Origin of the sequence: Anaerosolibacter sp. (assembly GCF_029240175.1) — a bacterium.
In the GTDB taxonomy this organism is placed as follows: domain Bacteria; phylum Bacillota; class Clostridia; order Peptostreptococcales; family Thermotaleaceae; genus Anaerosolibacter.
This window is the reverse complement of record NZ_JARBTM010000005.1, coordinates 258,363-275,008: the sequence shown is the minus strand read 5'-3', so window position 1 is coordinate 275,008 and position 16,646 is coordinate 258,363. Positions and strand designations below refer to the sequence as shown.

At 37.5% G+C, this 16,646-nt stretch carries 19 protein-coding genes; 5 read left to right on the top strand and 14 right to left on the bottom strand.

Translation table 11 applies throughout. From position 1 onward, the window contains the following. Nucleotides 1-22 precede the first annotated feature (22 nt). The 3 genes from K0R93_RS05450 to K0R93_RS05440 all read right to left on the bottom strand — a co-directional run bounded on the left by K0R93_RS05450 (nt 23) and on the right by K0R93_RS05440 (nt 3,911). Nucleotides 23-3,271 (bottom strand): DEAD/DEAH box helicase, encoded by a 3,249-nt coding sequence (locus K0R93_RS05450; protein WP_300298674.1) that lies wholly within the window; start codon nt 3,269-3,271, stop codon nt 23-25. A gap of 111 nt (nt 3,272-3,382) precedes the next feature. Next, nucleotides 3,383-3,541, bottom strand: coding sequence for a hypothetical protein (locus K0R93_RS05445; protein WP_300298671.1), 159 nt, complete (start codon nt 3,539-3,541; stop codon nt 3,383-3,385). A gap of 169 nt (nt 3,542-3,710) precedes the next feature. Beyond that, on the bottom strand, nt 3,711-3,911 hold the full coding sequence (locus K0R93_RS05440) for a hypothetical protein (RefSeq protein WP_300298668.1): 201 nt from the start codon (nt 3,909-3,911) through the stop codon (nt 3,711-3,713). Nucleotides 3,912-4,077: 166 nt separating this feature from the next. Between K0R93_RS05440 and K0R93_RS05435 the strand changes: the two genes are divergently transcribed. Beyond that, nucleotides 4,078-4,293: a hypothetical protein gene (locus tag K0R93_RS05435; protein WP_300298666.1), complete on the top strand. Its 216-nt coding sequence runs from the start codon at nt 4,078-4,080 to the stop codon at nt 4,291-4,293. Between the two features lie 106 nt (nt 4,294-4,399). Here the strand turns inward: K0R93_RS05435 and K0R93_RS05430 are convergent, their stop codons facing one another. Then, the gene (locus K0R93_RS05430; protein WP_300298663.1) at nt 4,400-5,020 is read right to left on the bottom strand and encodes a GyrI-like domain-containing protein; all 621 of its coding nucleotides are present in this window, start codon (nt 5,018-5,020) and stop codon (nt 4,400-4,402) included. Between the two features lie 256 nt (nt 5,021-5,276). On the opposite strand from K0R93_RS05430, the gene K0R93_RS05425 reads away from it, so the two are divergent. Next, nucleotides 5,277-5,684, top strand: a complete 408-nt coding sequence (locus K0R93_RS05425) for a hypothetical protein (protein WP_300298660.1) — start codon at nt 5,277-5,279, stop codon at nt 5,682-5,684. A gap of 159 nt (nt 5,685-5,843) precedes the next feature. Here the strand turns inward: K0R93_RS05425 and rlmD are convergent, their stop codons facing one another. From rlmD to K0R93_RS05395, 6 genes are all read right to left on the bottom strand, one after another. After that, nucleotides 5,844-7,199, bottom strand: coding sequence for a 23S rRNA (uracil(1939)-C(5))-methyltransferase RlmD (gene rlmD / locus K0R93_RS05420; protein ID WP_300298657.1), 1,356 nt, complete (start codon nt 7,197-7,199; stop codon nt 5,844-5,846). A 35-nt stretch (nt 7,200-7,234) separates the two neighbouring features. Next, nucleotides 7,235-7,879, bottom strand: coding sequence for an HD domain-containing protein (locus K0R93_RS05415; protein ID WP_300298654.1), 645 nt, complete (start codon nt 7,877-7,879; stop codon nt 7,235-7,237). Nucleotides 7,880-7,904: 25 nt separating this feature from the next. Next, the gene (locus K0R93_RS05410) at nt 7,905-9,275 is read right to left on the bottom strand and encodes an RsmF rRNA methyltransferase first C-terminal domain-containing protein (RefSeq protein WP_300298651.1); all 1,371 of its coding nucleotides are present in this window, start codon (nt 9,273-9,275) and stop codon (nt 7,905-7,907) included. Nucleotides 9,276-9,378: 103 nt separating this feature from the next. Further along, nucleotides 9,379-10,023 carry an HAD family hydrolase gene (locus K0R93_RS05405; protein ID WP_300298648.1) on the bottom strand — a complete coding sequence of 215 codons (645 nt, stop codon included), beginning with the start codon at nt 10,021-10,023 and terminating at the stop codon, nt 9,379-9,381. A 102-nt stretch (nt 10,024-10,125) separates the two neighbouring features. After that, entirely contained in the window at nt 10,126-11,679 is a 1,554-nt protein-coding gene (locus K0R93_RS05400) for a sensor domain-containing diguanylate cyclase (protein WP_300298645.1), read from the bottom strand. Between the two features lie 231 nt (nt 11,680-11,910). Beyond that, nucleotides 11,911-12,336 (bottom strand): thioesterase family protein, encoded by a 426-nt coding sequence (locus tag K0R93_RS05395; protein WP_300298642.1) that lies wholly within the window; start codon nt 12,334-12,336, stop codon nt 11,911-11,913. A 194-nt stretch (nt 12,337-12,530) separates the two neighbouring features. Here K0R93_RS05395 and K0R93_RS05390 point away from each other — a divergent pair, with 194 nt between their 5' ends. Continuing rightward, nucleotides 12,531-12,743, top strand: coding sequence for a transcriptional regulator (locus tag K0R93_RS05390; RefSeq protein WP_300298639.1), 213 nt, complete (start codon nt 12,531-12,533; stop codon nt 12,741-12,743). A 422-nt stretch (nt 12,744-13,165) separates the two neighbouring features. Here K0R93_RS05390 and K0R93_RS05385 read toward each other — a convergent pair whose 3' ends face one another. Then, nucleotides 13,166-13,354 (bottom strand): hypothetical protein, encoded by a 189-nt coding sequence (locus K0R93_RS05385; protein ID WP_300298636.1) that lies wholly within the window; start codon nt 13,352-13,354, stop codon nt 13,166-13,168. A gap of 231 nt (nt 13,355-13,585) precedes the next feature. Between K0R93_RS05385 and K0R93_RS05380 the strand changes: the two genes are divergently transcribed. Further along, the gene (locus tag K0R93_RS05380) at nt 13,586-13,753 is read left to right on the top strand and encodes an aspartyl-phosphate phosphatase Spo0E family protein (protein ID WP_300298635.1); all 168 of its coding nucleotides are present in this window, start codon (nt 13,586-13,588) and stop codon (nt 13,751-13,753) included. A gap of 48 nt (nt 13,754-13,801) precedes the next feature. Here the strand turns inward: K0R93_RS05380 and K0R93_RS05375 are convergent, their stop codons facing one another. From K0R93_RS05375 to K0R93_RS05365, 3 genes are all read right to left on the bottom strand, one after another. Next, entirely contained in the window at nt 13,802-14,359 is a 558-nt protein-coding gene (locus tag K0R93_RS05375) for a GNAT family N-acetyltransferase (RefSeq protein ID WP_300298633.1), read from the bottom strand. 74 nt (nt 14,360-14,433) lie between these two features. Further along, nucleotides 14,434-14,682 (bottom strand): hypothetical protein, encoded by a 249-nt coding sequence (locus K0R93_RS05370; protein WP_300298630.1) that lies wholly within the window; start codon nt 14,680-14,682, stop codon nt 14,434-14,436. Between the two features lie 442 nt (nt 14,683-15,124). Beyond that, a complete protein-coding gene (locus tag K0R93_RS05365) occupies nt 15,125-15,466 on the bottom strand; it encodes a zinc ribbon domain-containing protein YjdM (protein WP_300298628.1) in 342 nt (113 codons plus the stop codon). A gap of 464 nt (nt 15,467-15,930) precedes the next feature. Here K0R93_RS05365 and K0R93_RS05360 point away from each other — a divergent pair, with 464 nt between their 5' ends. Further along, entirely contained in the window at nt 15,931-16,503 is a 573-nt protein-coding gene (locus tag K0R93_RS05360) for a beta-class carbonic anhydrase (protein ID WP_300298626.1), read from the top strand. Nucleotides 16,504-16,646 lie beyond the last annotated feature (143 nt).

Genomic DNA, 16,646 nt, shown 5'->3' with positions numbered 1-16,646 from the left:
TTAACAATTTCAACCATTCACCCTAAGATATTTGAAAAAGCTCTTGAATATCCTTTTCTGTCATCTTCGATATGAAATTTTCGCTATTTTCTAGAACAGATCCAATAAGCTCTTTCTTCCTTGCGTGTAGATCCAATATTTTTTCTTCTATGGTTCCTTTGGTAATCAGCTTTATCACCTGAACAGAATTTTCCTGACCGATTCTATATGCCCGGTCGGTAGCTTGTTCCTCAACAGCAGGGTTCCACCATGGATCAAAATGGATGACCATGTCAGCACCTGTTAAATTGAGTCCTGTTCCTCCAGCCTTTAACGAAATGAGGAATACATCCTTTTCTCCATGATTAAAGGCCTTTACCAGTGCTCCCCTTGTCTCTATCTTTGTACTGCCATCAAGGTAAAAGTAGGATAATGATTCCCGTTCGAGGGCTTTTGCTATAAGCTTCAAGGCCTCTGTAAACTGGGAAAACAATAGTACCCTGTGTCCACCTGCCTTCGCTTCCTGTAAAAGCTCTATGAGCAAATCCATCTTTCCACTTTCTCCTTCATAGCCTTCTATGAACATGGCAGGATGACAGCAGATTTGCCTTAGTCTGGTAAGTCCAGCAAGGATCTGAATATGACTCTTTTCAAACCCCTTCTCCCTTATTTCTGCTTCAATCTTCCCACGGATCTGCTGAAGATATGCAAGGTAGGCCTCTTTTTGCCCTTCCGTAAGCTCCGCAGTAAGGGTACTTTCAATTTTAGGCGGAAGCTCCTTTAACACATCCTTCTTTAATCTTCTAAGCACAAAGGGTTTGACATGTTTATTCAATTCCTTCAATGCCTCTTTCTTCTCCCCGGTCACAATAGGTTTTTCAAATTTCTCTACAAATTTTCTATGGGAGAGTAGATATCCCGGCATCACAAAATCAAAAATAGACCATAGCTCCGTTAAATTGTTCTCAATAGGTGTACCCGTCAAGGCAAAATACCCTTTGGCTCTAAGTTCCTTTACGGATTTTGCATTGATGGAGTCTGGATTTTTAATATGCTGGGCTTCATCAAGAATACAGTAATTGAAGGATATATCTCCATATTGCTCAATATCCCTCCGTATCAAGGGATAGGATGTGATGACCACATCCACCTCTTTAATCTGGTCGATGATTTCTGCCCGTTCTTTCTTCGTACCCAAAACCACCAAAGTCTTTAAAGAAGGTGCAAATCTTTTTACCTCGCTTTCCCAGTTGTATACTAAAGATGTAGGACATACTACCATAGAAGGCTGCTTCACGATTTCCTTTTCTGAGAGCAAAAAAGCAATGGTCTGAAGGGTTTTTCCAAGACCCATATCGTCTGCTAAAATACCCCCTAGTCCATAAGTCGCTAAGGTTTTTAACCATTTGAAACCAATGGATTGGTAGCTTCTCATAATACCTTGAAGGCTTTCGGGCATCTCAAAATCCATATCCTTTGGTTCCTTAATATTCTCGACAATCTGCTTGAAAGCTAAGTTTCGTTCCACATGGATACTGTCCAATTCCTTCAGTTTGTTATCAAGATACATAGCTTTAAACTTAGGAAGGTTTATAAAATCCCTTTGTAAATCCTCAGCCTCAAGATCTAGGTATTCAATAATATCGGATATGTTCCCAAGTTCTGGGGAATCTAATGGTAAGAAAGAGCCATCGGGCAAACGATAGTATTTTTTCCGCTGCTTAATCGAGGCAAATATCTGAGGCAGACTATCTCGATCTACACCTTCGATTGAAAAACTAAATTCCAAAAGATCGGTCACCTCATTAAAACGTACACTCCCCTTGTAATAAGACGAATCATACATCTTTATTTTCTTAAAGCTCTCAGAATAATAGATCTCACATAATTTTTGGAGCTCCGATATACGATCTGTTATAAAATCATAAATCATCACATCATCATCTAGATAGACTTCCGATTTATTGATCCGAAATCCGCTTTGCTCAATAATCTCAAGGATGCTCCGTTCTCTTTCAAAGTCCCTGATGATAATATTCCCGTCGGTCCCTTTCACATTTTCCTTAAAAGGATCGATACCATATTCTCCATATTCGAAGTTAAAGCCAGCGGTAATTCTATCTCCCACTTTATCAAGATATACCTTGGCCTCAAGGGGTTTGTGATAGAATAACCTTTCAACGCTGCTGTCTATTGCAAGCTTTCCAGCTCTTTTTATATTTGGAAGCACCAAAGATGCAAATTTTTCACCGTCTTTTTCTGAAAACTTAATGTCCTTCACGCCAGACCTGGCTAACGTATTGTAAAAAGGCCCTAGGGTATCACGTTGGGATTTTGAGATACTATAAACATTTCCCTTTGAAAACATATAGGCACCATCCTGGGTGATAGGCACCACATGACCTTGGATACTCATATTAAGTAACAAATGATGATCCACTTTCTTAAGCAAAAACTCTACCGGCAAATCTTCCTTTAGAATTCTGACATCTTCATATTCAGTCTCTAGTATATTCGCTTTAAAGCTTTTATTTTCCAGTAGTCTTAAAAATCTCACAGCAGACATGTGAGTTAAATAAATATATTTTCCAGTGAAGATTCCCCCGCTGCCAAAGCCATAACTACTATATCCTTTGATGGTTTGATCAATCTGATACATTTCTTTCAGAAAATCGATAATTGCTTGATCTGCTTCCTTGAATTTATGTACATAAGGATCAAAAGTAAATTTTTTCCCAAATTCCAAAGGGGTTCCACCATCTATGGACTCAATAAGGGTTTTGATGTTCTTCACAACGTAAAGTTTTCCCTTTCCGATACGCAATGATATGGTGGGTATACTCTGGCTATAGTTCATGGGACTTCTCATCATCTCCAGGGTGATCTCTATTTCCACTTCATCCTTGGAAAAGATATTTAATTTGTTCTCAAAATAGTTAATAATCTCTCCAGCTGCTTGCGTGCTTCTTAAATCTGCCACCTGAGGATTCATATCTTTCACCTTAGATTTTTTTAAATCTTTAAGATGTAAAAGCACTGCAACGATATGCTTACAATATCCTGTATACTCATGATTTGCAGGACACTCACATTCCGCAAAATCAAGGTTATGGGAAGGCGTAAATACAACCTCTACAAAATAATCCTCACTACCTTTTACGATGGCCTGTACAGAAACCTCATCAATATCTACGGCTCTTACTCTCCCCTCTTTATAATAACGCTGCCCTTTCAGCAGGGTCGAATAAGTATAGCAGCCATCCTCTATCATTTCATCTGTAATATTGAACATGTGCATCATCCTTTGGTTTAAAACTTATCTACATAAATATCGCTTGGGGAAGCTATTATATAATACCCACTCCCCTATCCTATTAATCGGCTTAATATTTCATTCTTCCTTCTATTTATCAAAGAACCCGCCACGCTTTGTACTCTTAAAAGCCTTTCGATAATTCCCCATTTTTTGATTTGGCTTATCATCAGAAGGTCCTTGCTGTGCGCTTAGTTTCTTCTTTTCTTCGATTAACTTTTTCATTCGTTCTATATTGTTGCTTGACATCTTTTGCACTCCCTTTTCCATTATATAGTCCAGCTCCAGTGTTCCATAAGGCTATCTGCTTGTCATACTAGATATACCCATCATATATTATTATAAAAATTATTTCAATTTCAAACAAAATTAAATACAACTGCTTAAAATCAGACAAGAGCCCCTTAGAGCTCTTGTTTCAAATTGTCTTTATGCCACTGTTTTCATATTTCTCCACAAGCGCTTCCGCCTCCAGCTGCCCTTTCATGTTCATATCATCTATCACAGATTCTGCACCTGGTGTTTCTCCTGCTTCCTTATCAAAATAGTTCTTAGTGTTCCCCATGTCTTTCTGAACCACAGTATCTACTCTTATAGGATTCTTATCTTTCTTTTCCATGATGATCACCTCATCATTAGTATGTTTCTACGATACAAATGTATGCTTACAATATATTTTTATATTTATCATCCATTTTCTCTAAACCTCGCTATTTTGTATCATAATCTGATCCACAAGCGTAATATATTGTACCGTCAAAATATTTGCATTGAGGAGTGATCCTGTGTCTGGATGTAGATTTAAAAAAGTATGTGATTCCCATAAAGATAGCTTTAAAAACTTTCCAGAGCATTTTGTTAAATTAATTGAAGATCATTACTGCTATGGTAATGAAACGAAATGTGCACGTTATATAGTAGGAAAGCAACTAGGCCGAGACAAAATACCACCAACCCTTAAACCAAATGATGTGCAAAAAGCGAAAAAGTTAGTAAAGTAAGTCCCATTTGTTACGACTGACGAGGAGAATTTGCCATCTTTTCTAATTCCCATCATAGCGAAAGATGGTACGAAGAATGAGCATAAGTAATAGGGGATATTCCCCTTTACTTCACTTCAACCTGAAAACGCAATACGGTTTTGAGTTTATTGGACTCTGTCTTTCGAGGATCTGAAAGATATATTTCCCTATGTGTACGTGAAATTCGCGCATATCCATTGTCTTGGCAGAACGCTTCCATCTGTCTAAAGCTTTCTGGTTCATTATCGTAGCTTCCCACATGAAGCATCTGACAACATAACCCTTCCGTTACAGTTCTGTATTCGATTTTATCAAGATAAGGGTTCGGCTTTTTCTTTGTTGTCTCTTCCATAAATCTTTGAAACAGCTCTGTTGTCAAAAAATCTGGCTGCCGGATCATGATTGTATACTTTAAGTTATTTTTGTCCGTATGGGATAAATTGTAATCCAGCAAATCCCATATCCCCTCAAGGGGAAATACGGTGTAATCATAATAACCTTTTGGTACATCCTTACTTTTGTACGACATTTTTACAGCATAACTGAAACTATAAAGTGCTGCAGTTGCTTGAGCAAACGCCTCCCCATTGGGGTCACCCTCACCATCAATCATAATATAGGATATAGTCGGCACTGTGACGATGACAGGGGTTTTCTTAGGAAGATAAATGTCTTTAAAATCAGTTTTGTAATCTACCTTCTTCACCATTCATACCTCTTTTCATTTTATGATAAGATCAGTACAGCTCTCCTAATATGACATGTTTATGTCATATTATAAATACCTATAAATGCTTTTTAATACTTCTTCCTTCTTAAAAATATCATATAATAAGGTCTATTGCCCACTAGATTTAAAAATCTAATTATCTTTTCTTGGTAAAATGCTTTAGCTAATGCTTTTAGACAAGATTTATGGTAAAATATAAGAGCATTTATATCTTTTTAAAGGAGTGGTATTCATGGACATGACGAGTGTATTTACGGTTGGAGCAATACTAAGCTTAGGCGGTGGCGCAGGCGTTGCATTATATTATTATAGAAAACGAAATATTGAGAAGTTATTCAATCAGACCTATGACATGATAAAGCAAGTTCCAAAACAAAAGAAAAATAGTTTTCTACTGTTGATGTTTAAAGAGTCTCTAGCTGTATCAAAGAAAAAGGACAAGGCTTCTTTTTCAGGTAAATTTAACAATCCAAAATTTTTAGAAATTCAATTGGTTCAAATGGCTAATATTCTTAAAAACCCCGAAAAAGTACAGGATAAAACAATCAAAAGAGCACTGAACTTGGTTAGCCAATATCAAGCGTGGGAAAAATTAAAGACAACTGAAAATAAAAAAGCAATTCAAGAAAAGGCATCATAATAAAGGCAGGGACAAGGGGGACAAGTACGGTACTAACCTCTTGTCCCTTTTACATAATTAATTGACCATTCTGAAGCATAAATTCCTACAAACGCTTTTCCGAAGTGGCGTGTCCACAAAAGTAAAAGAACTAGATTTCTCTAGCTCTTTAATTTCAACTTATTTCCTCATCAACCTCACGACGGTCTCAACATGGGGCGTATGGGGGAACATGTCCATGACTTTTACCTTATCTACCTTGTACCCAGCCTGCTGGGCATCTTTTAAGTTCTCTGTTAAGGTCTTCGGGTTACAAGATACATAGATAATCTCGGGGGCTTTGTATCTTAATATCTTCTGCAGAGCCTTGGGATGCACACCTACCCTAGGTGGATCTATGATAATGATCTCTGGCTTTACCTTTAGTTCATCAATCTTCTTCAGCACATCTCCAGCCATGAATGTGCAGTTATCCAAACCATTCATTTTGGCATTCTTATTGGCAGCCTCCACAGCCTCTTCAATCAATTCGATACCTATCACCTTTTTTGCTTTCTTCGCCACAATCTGTCCAATGGTGCCCGTGCCGCTGTAGAGATCAAAGATGGTCTTGTTATCGGCATTTTCCATAAAGTTTAAAACAATGCTATAGAGTTTCTCTGCCCCTAAGGAATTTGTCTGGAAGAAAGAAAAGGCTGAAATCTTAAACTTCAATCCCAATATCTCCTCTGTAAAATAATCTTGTCCCCATAGGATATCTGTTTTTTCACTGATAACCACATCGGAGATATTATCATTAAAGGTATGAAGAATACCTACCAATTTACCAACTAGATTCAGGTCTCTGATTCGTGTCACCCATTCCCCCATATCAAACTGAATCTGGGTAGAGGTGACGATGTTTACCAGTGTTTCTCCTGTACTTTTGGCTTTTCGGACTATAAAGTGCCGCAGGTAGCCTTCATGGGATTTACTGTTGTATTTGGGAACCCCTTTATTTTTGAAGTATTCCAACGTGGTTCTCAGGATTAGATTGAAGTCTTCATCGGCTATTTTACATTGATCTACGGTCACCACGGAATTGAATTTTCCCTTTTCATGCATTCCCAGGGTTAACTCCCCGCCACGCTCTGCATCTCCAAAGGAATATTCCATCTTATTACGATAGGCAAACTCTTCTGGACTACCTTCAATACCTAGAAAAGTATAATCTTCGATTTCAGCAGCATCAAGGAGCCTTTTTACTTGTTCAGCCTTCATCTCCAGTTGTTTGCTGTAGGTCAGTGTTTGTTGGGCACATCCGCCACATATTCCATAATGGGCACAAAATGATTCTTGCTCCTCTGGAGATCGTTCAATGACCTCCTGGACTTTTCCCTCTGCATAATCGTCCCTAACCTTGCTGATTTGTACCCTTACGGTTTGACCAGGAAGGGCATTTTTTATATATACAGGTTTTCCTTCATGGTAGGCAATGCCCTTGGAAGGAAACTCTACCTGCTCAATTTTCAAATCCAATATTTCTCTTTTTTTCATGAAAGCTGCTCCTCCTTAGTGGGTGAATGTTGTCCTTACATCAACGGATGATTTATTTCCTCTTCACAAAATTCTCTCTCTATCCTGTTAAGGGCACCCAGTATCTGTTGTCTTACAAATGGAAAATTGGCCCAATCAGCATATTTTTTTAAGTTTCCTTTGTAAGTCTTCAGTAGTTTTGCGTATTCCGTTTTTCTTCCTTCTTCCCATAATCTTCCCGCCGATACATGATGTATCTCATAGAATAATCTTTTATCCAATAGATCCGCATCTTGGACAACTTTGACTTCAATGGATGCAGTGGGTGTTTGACCTTTCTGGTTATGCAGGCGAATACATTCCAATACTTGTCGCGTATATACTTGTCCATAGCATCTGTTTTCTAGATATTCTTTGGCGATGACAGCGCCCGTTTTCTCATGATTGACATCATCGGAAAGCTTGGCAATGTCATGGAGAATGATCGCCATCTCTACCACTTCTTTGTTGCAGACTACTTTGGTGAGAATCTCCCTGCCATGATGGAGTACTGCCACCGTATGGTTGAAACGACCATCTGCGCTATGTCGAAAAGATGCTTTTTTACCAAGAATATCTTTTATTGTTTTCTCATCTTCCTTTAATCGTTGGTATAGGTAGTCTAATGCTTCTCGTTGTTCTTTTTTCACCTTTAAAATCATATTTCTTCACCACGCTGCTGAAGGATTACATCCCTGACCACCTTAAGCCTTTGGGATAATGATTTTTTAACACCTGATCTGCCAGTTTGCCCCAACCCAATGAATAGCCTTCTACATGAACAAGATTCCAACCCTTGTGTCCTTCTACATTTAACGACTCACCCTTTAGATAGGCAAGTAGTAGATCGTCGCCTATCTCGAAGCTGATATTGAACTTACAATCCTCTTCTTTCAAAGATAGTGCCAAGGCATGGGATGGCTCAAATCGATTTTTCTTGATGGCTCCTAAATGCCATCCAGGGCGAAGTACTTTTAACTTCTCTAGGCGTACCATCTCCTTAGGTATAATATATAATTGCTCCCCAAATAATATGTATTCACCTTCTGGTGTTTCATTTAAATATGCTTCCCCAAAATCAAAATAATCCTTCAACAGCTTACGATCTACTGACTTTTCTATAGTCTTTATTTTTTCTGGGCCCTCACCATCATTTTTGGTTAGTACTGCCACATAGTGCCCTTCTCCTTTTAGGTGATGGGGCCATAACCGTATTGTCTTTTCAATGGACGTATTATCTGTTTGTATCCACTCTTTTCTTCCGGGTTTGAAGCCTTCATGTGATACTACAGCCTCTACAGAATATTCAGGATGCTTCTTTAGAAATTGGTCAATAACCCCTTCATTCTCCTCTGGTGAAAATGTACACGTAGAGTATACCAATCGCCCCCCAGGCATCAGCATCTTTCCTGCTTCCTCCAATATTTGAAGCTGCCGATTCGCACACAAGGCTACATTCTCTAAACTCCACTCTTCACAAGCATCTGGGTCCTTTCGAAACATTCCTTCTCCAGAGCATGGAGCATCTACTAGAATCCTGTGAAAATATCTTGGAAATCGGTGGGCTAACTTTTCAGGGGTTTCATTGGTTACTACGCAGTTTTTGATACCCATCCGTTCCACATTCTGGGCTAGAATTTTCGCCCTGGCAGGATGGATTTCATTGGCGAGCAAAAATCCTTCATTATTAAGCCTAGCTGCAATATGGGTGGATTTCCCTCCGGGTGCTCCACAAAGGTCTAACACACGTTCCCCTGGCTGAGGATCAAGGGCAGCTCCTACTGCCATAGCACTGGGCTCCTGAATATAATATAATCCGGCCTCATGAAATGGATGTTTACCTGGCCTCTCCTCAACAGGATAATAAAACCCTTCCCCTACCCAAGGAATAGGCTCTAATTGAAATACATTCTGTTTTAAAAAGTCTTTTACCGATATCTTTAGTGTATTAACACGTAGTCCTTGCAATTTGTTCTCCCTATAGCTGGCTATAAAACCCTCATATTCATCTTTTAACAGAAACCGCATTTTCTCTAAAAAATCCTTTGGCAAATTCATTGATTGATCACCCCAAATATTTCTACCTAATCCTATTTTCCTATGATTCTGACCTGAATATGCACTTTCAAAAACATTTATAAAGCCGAGTATGGACTCGGCTTTAGGCTATTTCTTCATAATCCTCAATATACTTATCGGCCAAAGCACAAATATCATGCTTGTAGGGGAAGGAATGCTCATCAGCAATGGCAATTACTTGCATGCCTGCCCGTTTTCCTGCAAGAACACCGGCATAAGTATCCTCAAATACAAGACATCGAGCTGGGTCAAGCTGCAAATCTTCAGCGACCTTCAAGAATACATCTGGATTCGGTTTTCCCTTTTCCACTTCACAAGAAGTTCGTATCGAATCAAAATAATGAAGAATATTATGGTTTTTTAGAACCGCCTCTGCCAGATCCCTGGCATTACTTGTTCCTATTCCCATTTTGATATTGTTTTCTTTGAGGAAAGTTAGAAAAGGAATGACACCTTTTTTTAAGGTAATCCTTCTTGCATAAAAATCGGCTGCCATACCCAGCCATTCTTCTTTAATGACGTCTATAGGGTCTGACAATGAAAATCTCTCTTTAAAATAATGGGCTGTTTCTGTAAAGCTCATTCCCTCTATTTCCTTTTGCAAATCTTCAGGCAGCCCTAAGCCGCGTTTCTCCAAATAGTCAATATCGATTTGTTTCCAAATCCACATAGAATCAACAAGGGTTCCATCTAAATCAAATATGACACCTTGAACACTGTTGAGCATTACGAATCCCCCTCCACTCATTCCTAGGTCTTTCCATATCATATCTAGGGTATCATATCTGTTACCTCTGTTCAATAAAATTAGAGATTCTTCCAAATATAATCATTGCTCTATTCTATTTCTTCCGTTCTTTTTTGCCTGATATAGTAGATCATCCGCCTTTTTTACCATTTTCAATGCACCCTCATCCATCCACGCTGTAACGCCGCCACTTATGGTGATTTTCAGATTTTTTTCCTCCCATTCCATGGATTCAACCAACTGCCGTATCTTATCCGCCACCATATAACCTTGTGCTAATGCTGTCTCTGGTAAAATGATCATGAATTCTTCGCCTCCATACCTGCCCACAATATCCATACTCCTTAGATTATCCTTTATGAACATCGCCAGTTTAGACAACACATGGTCACCAACCTGATGGCCATACACATCGTTTACTTTCTTAAAATGATCTATATCCACCATGATTACGGTCAAATGTTTCCCATATCGCTTAGCTTCTTGTATTTCTTGGTCAAGACGTTCATACATATACTTATGATTGTATATCTTTGTCAATCCATCCAGCATAACCATTTTCTCCATTTCTGTCATTGTATGATTCAGCGTATCAACCATTTGGTTAAACTTCCTATTCAGCTCAGAAATCTCATCATTTCCCCGGCAATGATAGTGATCTTTCATATTGCCGCTTTCAACCTGTCCCATATATTCCATAATTTTTTTGATTCTTCCCACCAATGTATGGGAGAAAAATATGCCTACCAACACAGCAGAAAGTCCACTAATCAGAGCGATGGAGATTGTCCGCTGTCGTATTGGTTCAACCTCCCTTTCCAAAGTTTCCTTCGGCATCAATGCGACGATCTTCCATCCAGTTTTTGGAATCGTCATATAACTTATAAATACACCCTTGCCGCCTACGGTTGCATAAAATGCATCTTTCCCTTTCGTTAAGGAGGAATACCACCCCTGCTGAATCACTGTATTTCCTAAGGCATTTTCATCGGGATGGGCGATAATCTGTCCATTTTGATCTAAAATCATCATATATCCACCATCTCCCAGATTCGTCCCTTCTACTGCCATTGAAAGTTTTTGGAGGGAGGTATTGATCGCAAACACCCCTACAACTTCACCCTGTTGATTTTCTATGGTCTTTGAGGCACTGATTACCGTCTCGTGAGTAACCAATTCTTCATAGGGTTCGCTCCAAGCGATTTTCCCCTTTTCCTTCATGGCAGCTGCATACCAAGGCCGAATGATGGGATTGTACCCATTGGGCGGCAGCCAATCTGGAACGACATAAATTTCGCCCTTGCTTGTCCCAACCACAACATGCCAAAGGTCTGAATTAAGTTTTCGAATGATCTCCCAATCCGCTGTCACATTTAAGCTATTTGATTCAGCAGTTAGTGATTCAACCAGCGCTGGATCACTTGAAAAAATATCTACAGTAGATTCTATTTCTTCCATGTAGTGATGGATAAAAAAATCATTCATATGTTCTATGGTTCTAAGATTCACCTCATTTAACTCTTGGATCAATATCTCTTTTGCTTTTCCATAGGATGAGGCCCCCAGCACATAGATAGGAATACTGATTAATATTAGCATCGTGAGGCTCATTTTCATTCTAATTCCTATCTTCATGGGTATACCCTCCCTCATTTTTCTTCATCATATGTCCTTAACCCATATTCGATGCCTTCGCTAGGGGAACCTAGTTCCCCTTCGACGGCTGCTAGGCAGCCTGAGCACCCCTCTGACTACGGCATGGGAATACTTCCCCTGCACCCCTAATCTTTTATTTAATAGGAAAGGAGAACTTTCCTATTAAATAAAAGGAGAATGCTGCATCAATATGCAGCATTCGTGTATCCATTAGAAATCTTTATTTTTCAGTTTTTCCGCTCTCTCTGTTGCTCTTTGAAGCAAAGAGTTTTTGTTAACAATCCATCTTTCATGACTACCGCTACCAATCATACCGATCTCATCATAAGCTTGAATGTCAAATAGGATTCTTGCACCGTCAAATTCTTTCACCACTACCTTTACGCTGACTGTTGCACCTAATCCTGTTGGCTTTTGGTGTTCGATTTGAATCATTTTTCCAACGGTAATCACACCATCGGGGAGCTTGTCATCCACCAGTTTTACAGCCCCCTCTATCATTAATGCAATCAAGGATGGCGTAGCCAATAGGTTTTCTAACCTTCCACTACCATAGTTTAAAGCCGTGTCTTCCTCTTTGATTTCTCTTTGGATAACAATAGAAGTACCATTTTTAATTTTGGGAAGTTCCAACATTGTCATCACCCCTTTGTTTATTTATATTCTATATCTACCACAAAATTGAGTAAATACGCATATTTTTTTATTGAAAATCATTTGAGATCAAAGTTGCCTATCGGCTATTTACAAATCAAAATCAAAATTTAACATTCTATAAATTGTTTTTGATATAATAAACTTAGACTGGAGATATTGATAGGAGGTTGCATATGTTTTTTGAATTTAGAAATAGGAATAACACTGTGAAAGAATTACGAAAAAATCAAGGATATACAGCACAGGAGCTAGCCTTTAAGCTGAAATTAGATATATCTTGTATTACCCGTATCGATCATTTGAAGTTAAAGGACGTACCCCCTGCGATTAAATCCAAGATCCTTCCTGTGTTAAGAGGAGATCATTTAGACAAGATTCCTTGGTGAGTTGTAAAATATTATTTTTTCTTTTTTGATTTGGACATCCTCCAATAGGATATATTATGAATATAATCAGTAAGTTCCTCCTTTCACTTATGAGCGCTTATCCCTGTGATAAGGGCTCAATTTATTTGCTCTCTTCAAATTCAGCTGTAGTAATGGGTTCATTCAAACCCTTCTAATCTCCTAGAATAATTGTGGTACATGTTTAATATATTTATCTAGGGGGTGGATATAGTGACTTCATGTAATGAAAATTGGTGTACATGTTTAGATACGGAGTGCGAATTCCATGGCAAATGCTGTCTATGTATTAAATCCCATTGGAATGACAACACGTTGGTCCATTGTATGAAACAGATCGATAACAAATAGCAATGTCTTCTAACCCAAAATAGTATATCTAATGCAAAAGGAAAGGACAGAATTCAATTCTGTCCTAATCCAGCAACATATTTTTTTAGATAATCGTTAAGAAACTCTGCTTTTAATTTAACATGCTTCTCGTATACATCTTCGCTAATGATTCCTCTGTTCTTCATCTCTACAAAGATGCCAATCATTTCAGTACATAATGCTGCCAGATCCTTTTCTATTTCAAATAGGTACAAACTCATATAGAGGCTCCTGTCTTCATAGAATGATCTTTTTCTTTCGTACGCTCCGCTAATCCGTACGCTCCGCTATAAAAATATATTCTATAAAAAAAACATTTTTCCTCCAGTATTGTCACGATAAAATGTTAAAAAATGAAAAATTTGTAATATTTTGTATTGAAGTTATAATTTTAGAGTTATATAATAGTTTTATAATTATTTTTAAATAATGAAAAGTTAGGGTGATATTGTATGGATAACTTAGGGCAGCTCTTAATTGAGATTGAAAGATTAAGAGCATCTATGTGCGAATTGATCGCTAAAGACCCCATGCTGCTTAATCCTGAAATATTGATCATTAGTCAAGCGCTAGATATTAAAATAAATGAATACAACGAGCTTTTAAAGAAAGAAGGGTAGTATACATATCTATATTAAAAGTACCTACCTTCTTCATTGTTTGCTTCCTCATATAACCTTCCTTTTCATGATAATTGCTACATCTGGATTACTTTCATCTTTACTTGGATAAAGTGAAAAATCTATTCCATCTATTTCAAATCCATGTTTCTTGTAAAACTGTATTGCTGGATAATTTGAACCCTGTGTTTCTAGACCAATTATCCTAATCTTCCGCTCCGCTGCCAGCTTCATCAGATTGTCCAATAAGGCTTTCCCAATACCGTTACCTCTGTACCTTTCCGAAATGATTATATTTTCTATCCAAAGAGAATTGTTCCATTTAATCTCACTAGCAATCAAAACGCCCGCTAACTCTTCATGGATGTAAGCACCAAAAGATAAATTCTGCTTGATAACCTCTTGAAAGAATTTCTCTGATGCACTGCTCCTGGACCATTTTTTTTGATAAGTCTCCTCCAAGTCTTTTATTTTTACACTGATGATGAGCTCATCTTCACATTCTCTTTTTTCAACAGCATATATCTTATCGGTTTTGAATCCATTGAATCCAAAAGATTCCTGATCTTCGATTGTAAACTGTTCTAGTTTCTTTACGGTCAACACGTACCATTTCCCCCTGTCAATGGACTAAGCACTTATTTCTAATACTATATCATATAAGAAGGACTATTGGTAACTTACTGTTCCTCCAAATGTTTCATGTATTCCTTCTCACTGATTGATACGATATACCATACCTTTATACCCAACTGTTCTGACAATTCTTTTCTAAGCTTTAAGATCACTTCGTGTAACTCCTTATTATTCAGTTTCTTTCTTGCTTCGAAACATATTTCTGTATATGCAGCCCCTATTTGTGTAGCCCCTTCCCTACTCGTCAGTCCAGCTTCTCTTTCAATCCTAAAATGAAATCTATACGTTTTCATGCATCCCACCCCCGCAATACAGTATATTAACTCAGCATAACTCCTGCTTCCTAAATTTTTATTTTCTAATGATTATTACCTTTTTGGGGCGTTATAGGTGATTATGTAAAATTCATTTTTGACAGATAACCGGATTTAGGTAACTTGCTGAATGGGGTTAAAGTCGTCATATAAACGTAATTGGAACTGGCTACTACTAGGGAACGATTTGCTGATGAATGTTAAATAATGGCCATATGCAATATATACCAAGCCTTAACTGTAGATAGGATTTATAGGACAGGAAGCACCGTAGAGATGCAGTTTCTATAATAGACAAACGAATGAATAAGGGCTCTTATGCTCAAAATATATTCTATCAACTCTTATCATTAATATACATTAAATAATAAGGCAGGACCGTCCTGCCTTATTCTATTGGATAAAATATATGAAATTATATCTACACCTTTTTAACAAATTCAGACTTCAACTTCATCTCTCCAAAACCGTCGATTTTGCAATCAATATCATGATCCCCATCAACCAATCGTATATTTTTTACTTTCGTTCCTATTTTTATAACGGATGAGCTTCCTTTTACCTTAAGATCCTTGATAACCGTTACAGTATCACCATTGTTTAAAACATTTCCATTTGCATCTTTAATAATCTTCTCGTCGTCGCCTTTTTCTGTTTCTAGCTCACTAGACCACTCATGGGCACATTCTGGGCAAACAAAAAGACTTCCGTCTTCGTAAGTGTATTCTGAATTACATTTTGGACAATTTGGCAAATTAGACATTATTTCATTTCCTCCATTCGTTATGTTTCATTTTAATTTGTGAAGACTATTTTGAATTCCCTTTTTACAACTTCGTAAAATAACTATTAAAAACTTATGTTTTACAGATAAGCCTATATGGTGCTCTTCATAGATTTATATATTATCATAGTCATCTCTTATTGACAATCTTCCTCTACACACCCTTAAGAATACATGTTTAAGTAGGGATCATCTATTGACTTAGCTATCGCATATTAATCACTATCCCCTGTCATTTGTTTTAGTCTTACTTATATTGTATTTTTTGTAAAATTCGGAAAAAGTTTTCTTAAGTTTTTAAGAAAAAAATATGATAGTATATAGGTGGTTACTGATTGTAAGCTAAGTCTCAAATCTAGCACGTCATATGAAGCAATTTGATTTCTTCGTTTGACTTATATGATATAATTAATAAGACATTATTCGATAATTCGGAGGACATAATGAACAAATTGCAAGAAATATTAAATCATAACCAGTCATTTCTTGAAAATAAAGGATATGATGTGTATAAGACATCAAAAGATCCGAATAAGAAGTTAGTAATTTTGACGTGTATGGATACTAGATTAACAGAACTTCTTCCTAAAGCACTAAATCTAAAAAATGGTGATGCTAAATTTATCAAAAATGCTGGAGCTATTATAATGGATCCATTCGGCAGTGCAGTAAGAAGTATTGTGGTTGCTATTTATGAGTTCAAAGCGGACGAAGTATTGGTAATTGGCCACCATGGTTGTGGTATGAGTAATCTAGATGTAGACAAAACCTTAGAACAGGCAATGGCTAGAGGTATTTCGCCGGATGTGATAAATACGCTATGCAATGCAGGAATTAATATACGAAAGTGGCTGCAGGGTTTTAACTCTGTAGAAGAATCTATAAAAGAAACTGTTGAATTATTAAAAAATCATCCTTTCATTTCTAAGGATGTAAGCATCCACGGCTTAATTATGGACCCAGAAACAGGAAAAATTGATGTTCTTGTCAATGGGTATGAGGATACTACCCTCTAATAGATTTATTGGTAAAATCAAATGACTGATTCAAAATAGACAAAAGCCAGGATTCCTCCTGGCTTTTTTAGATGCATTAAGTAGTAAAGACCTCATAGGAATCCCTGCTCCTGATCATACTACAGGCTTTGTAGCTTTCTATA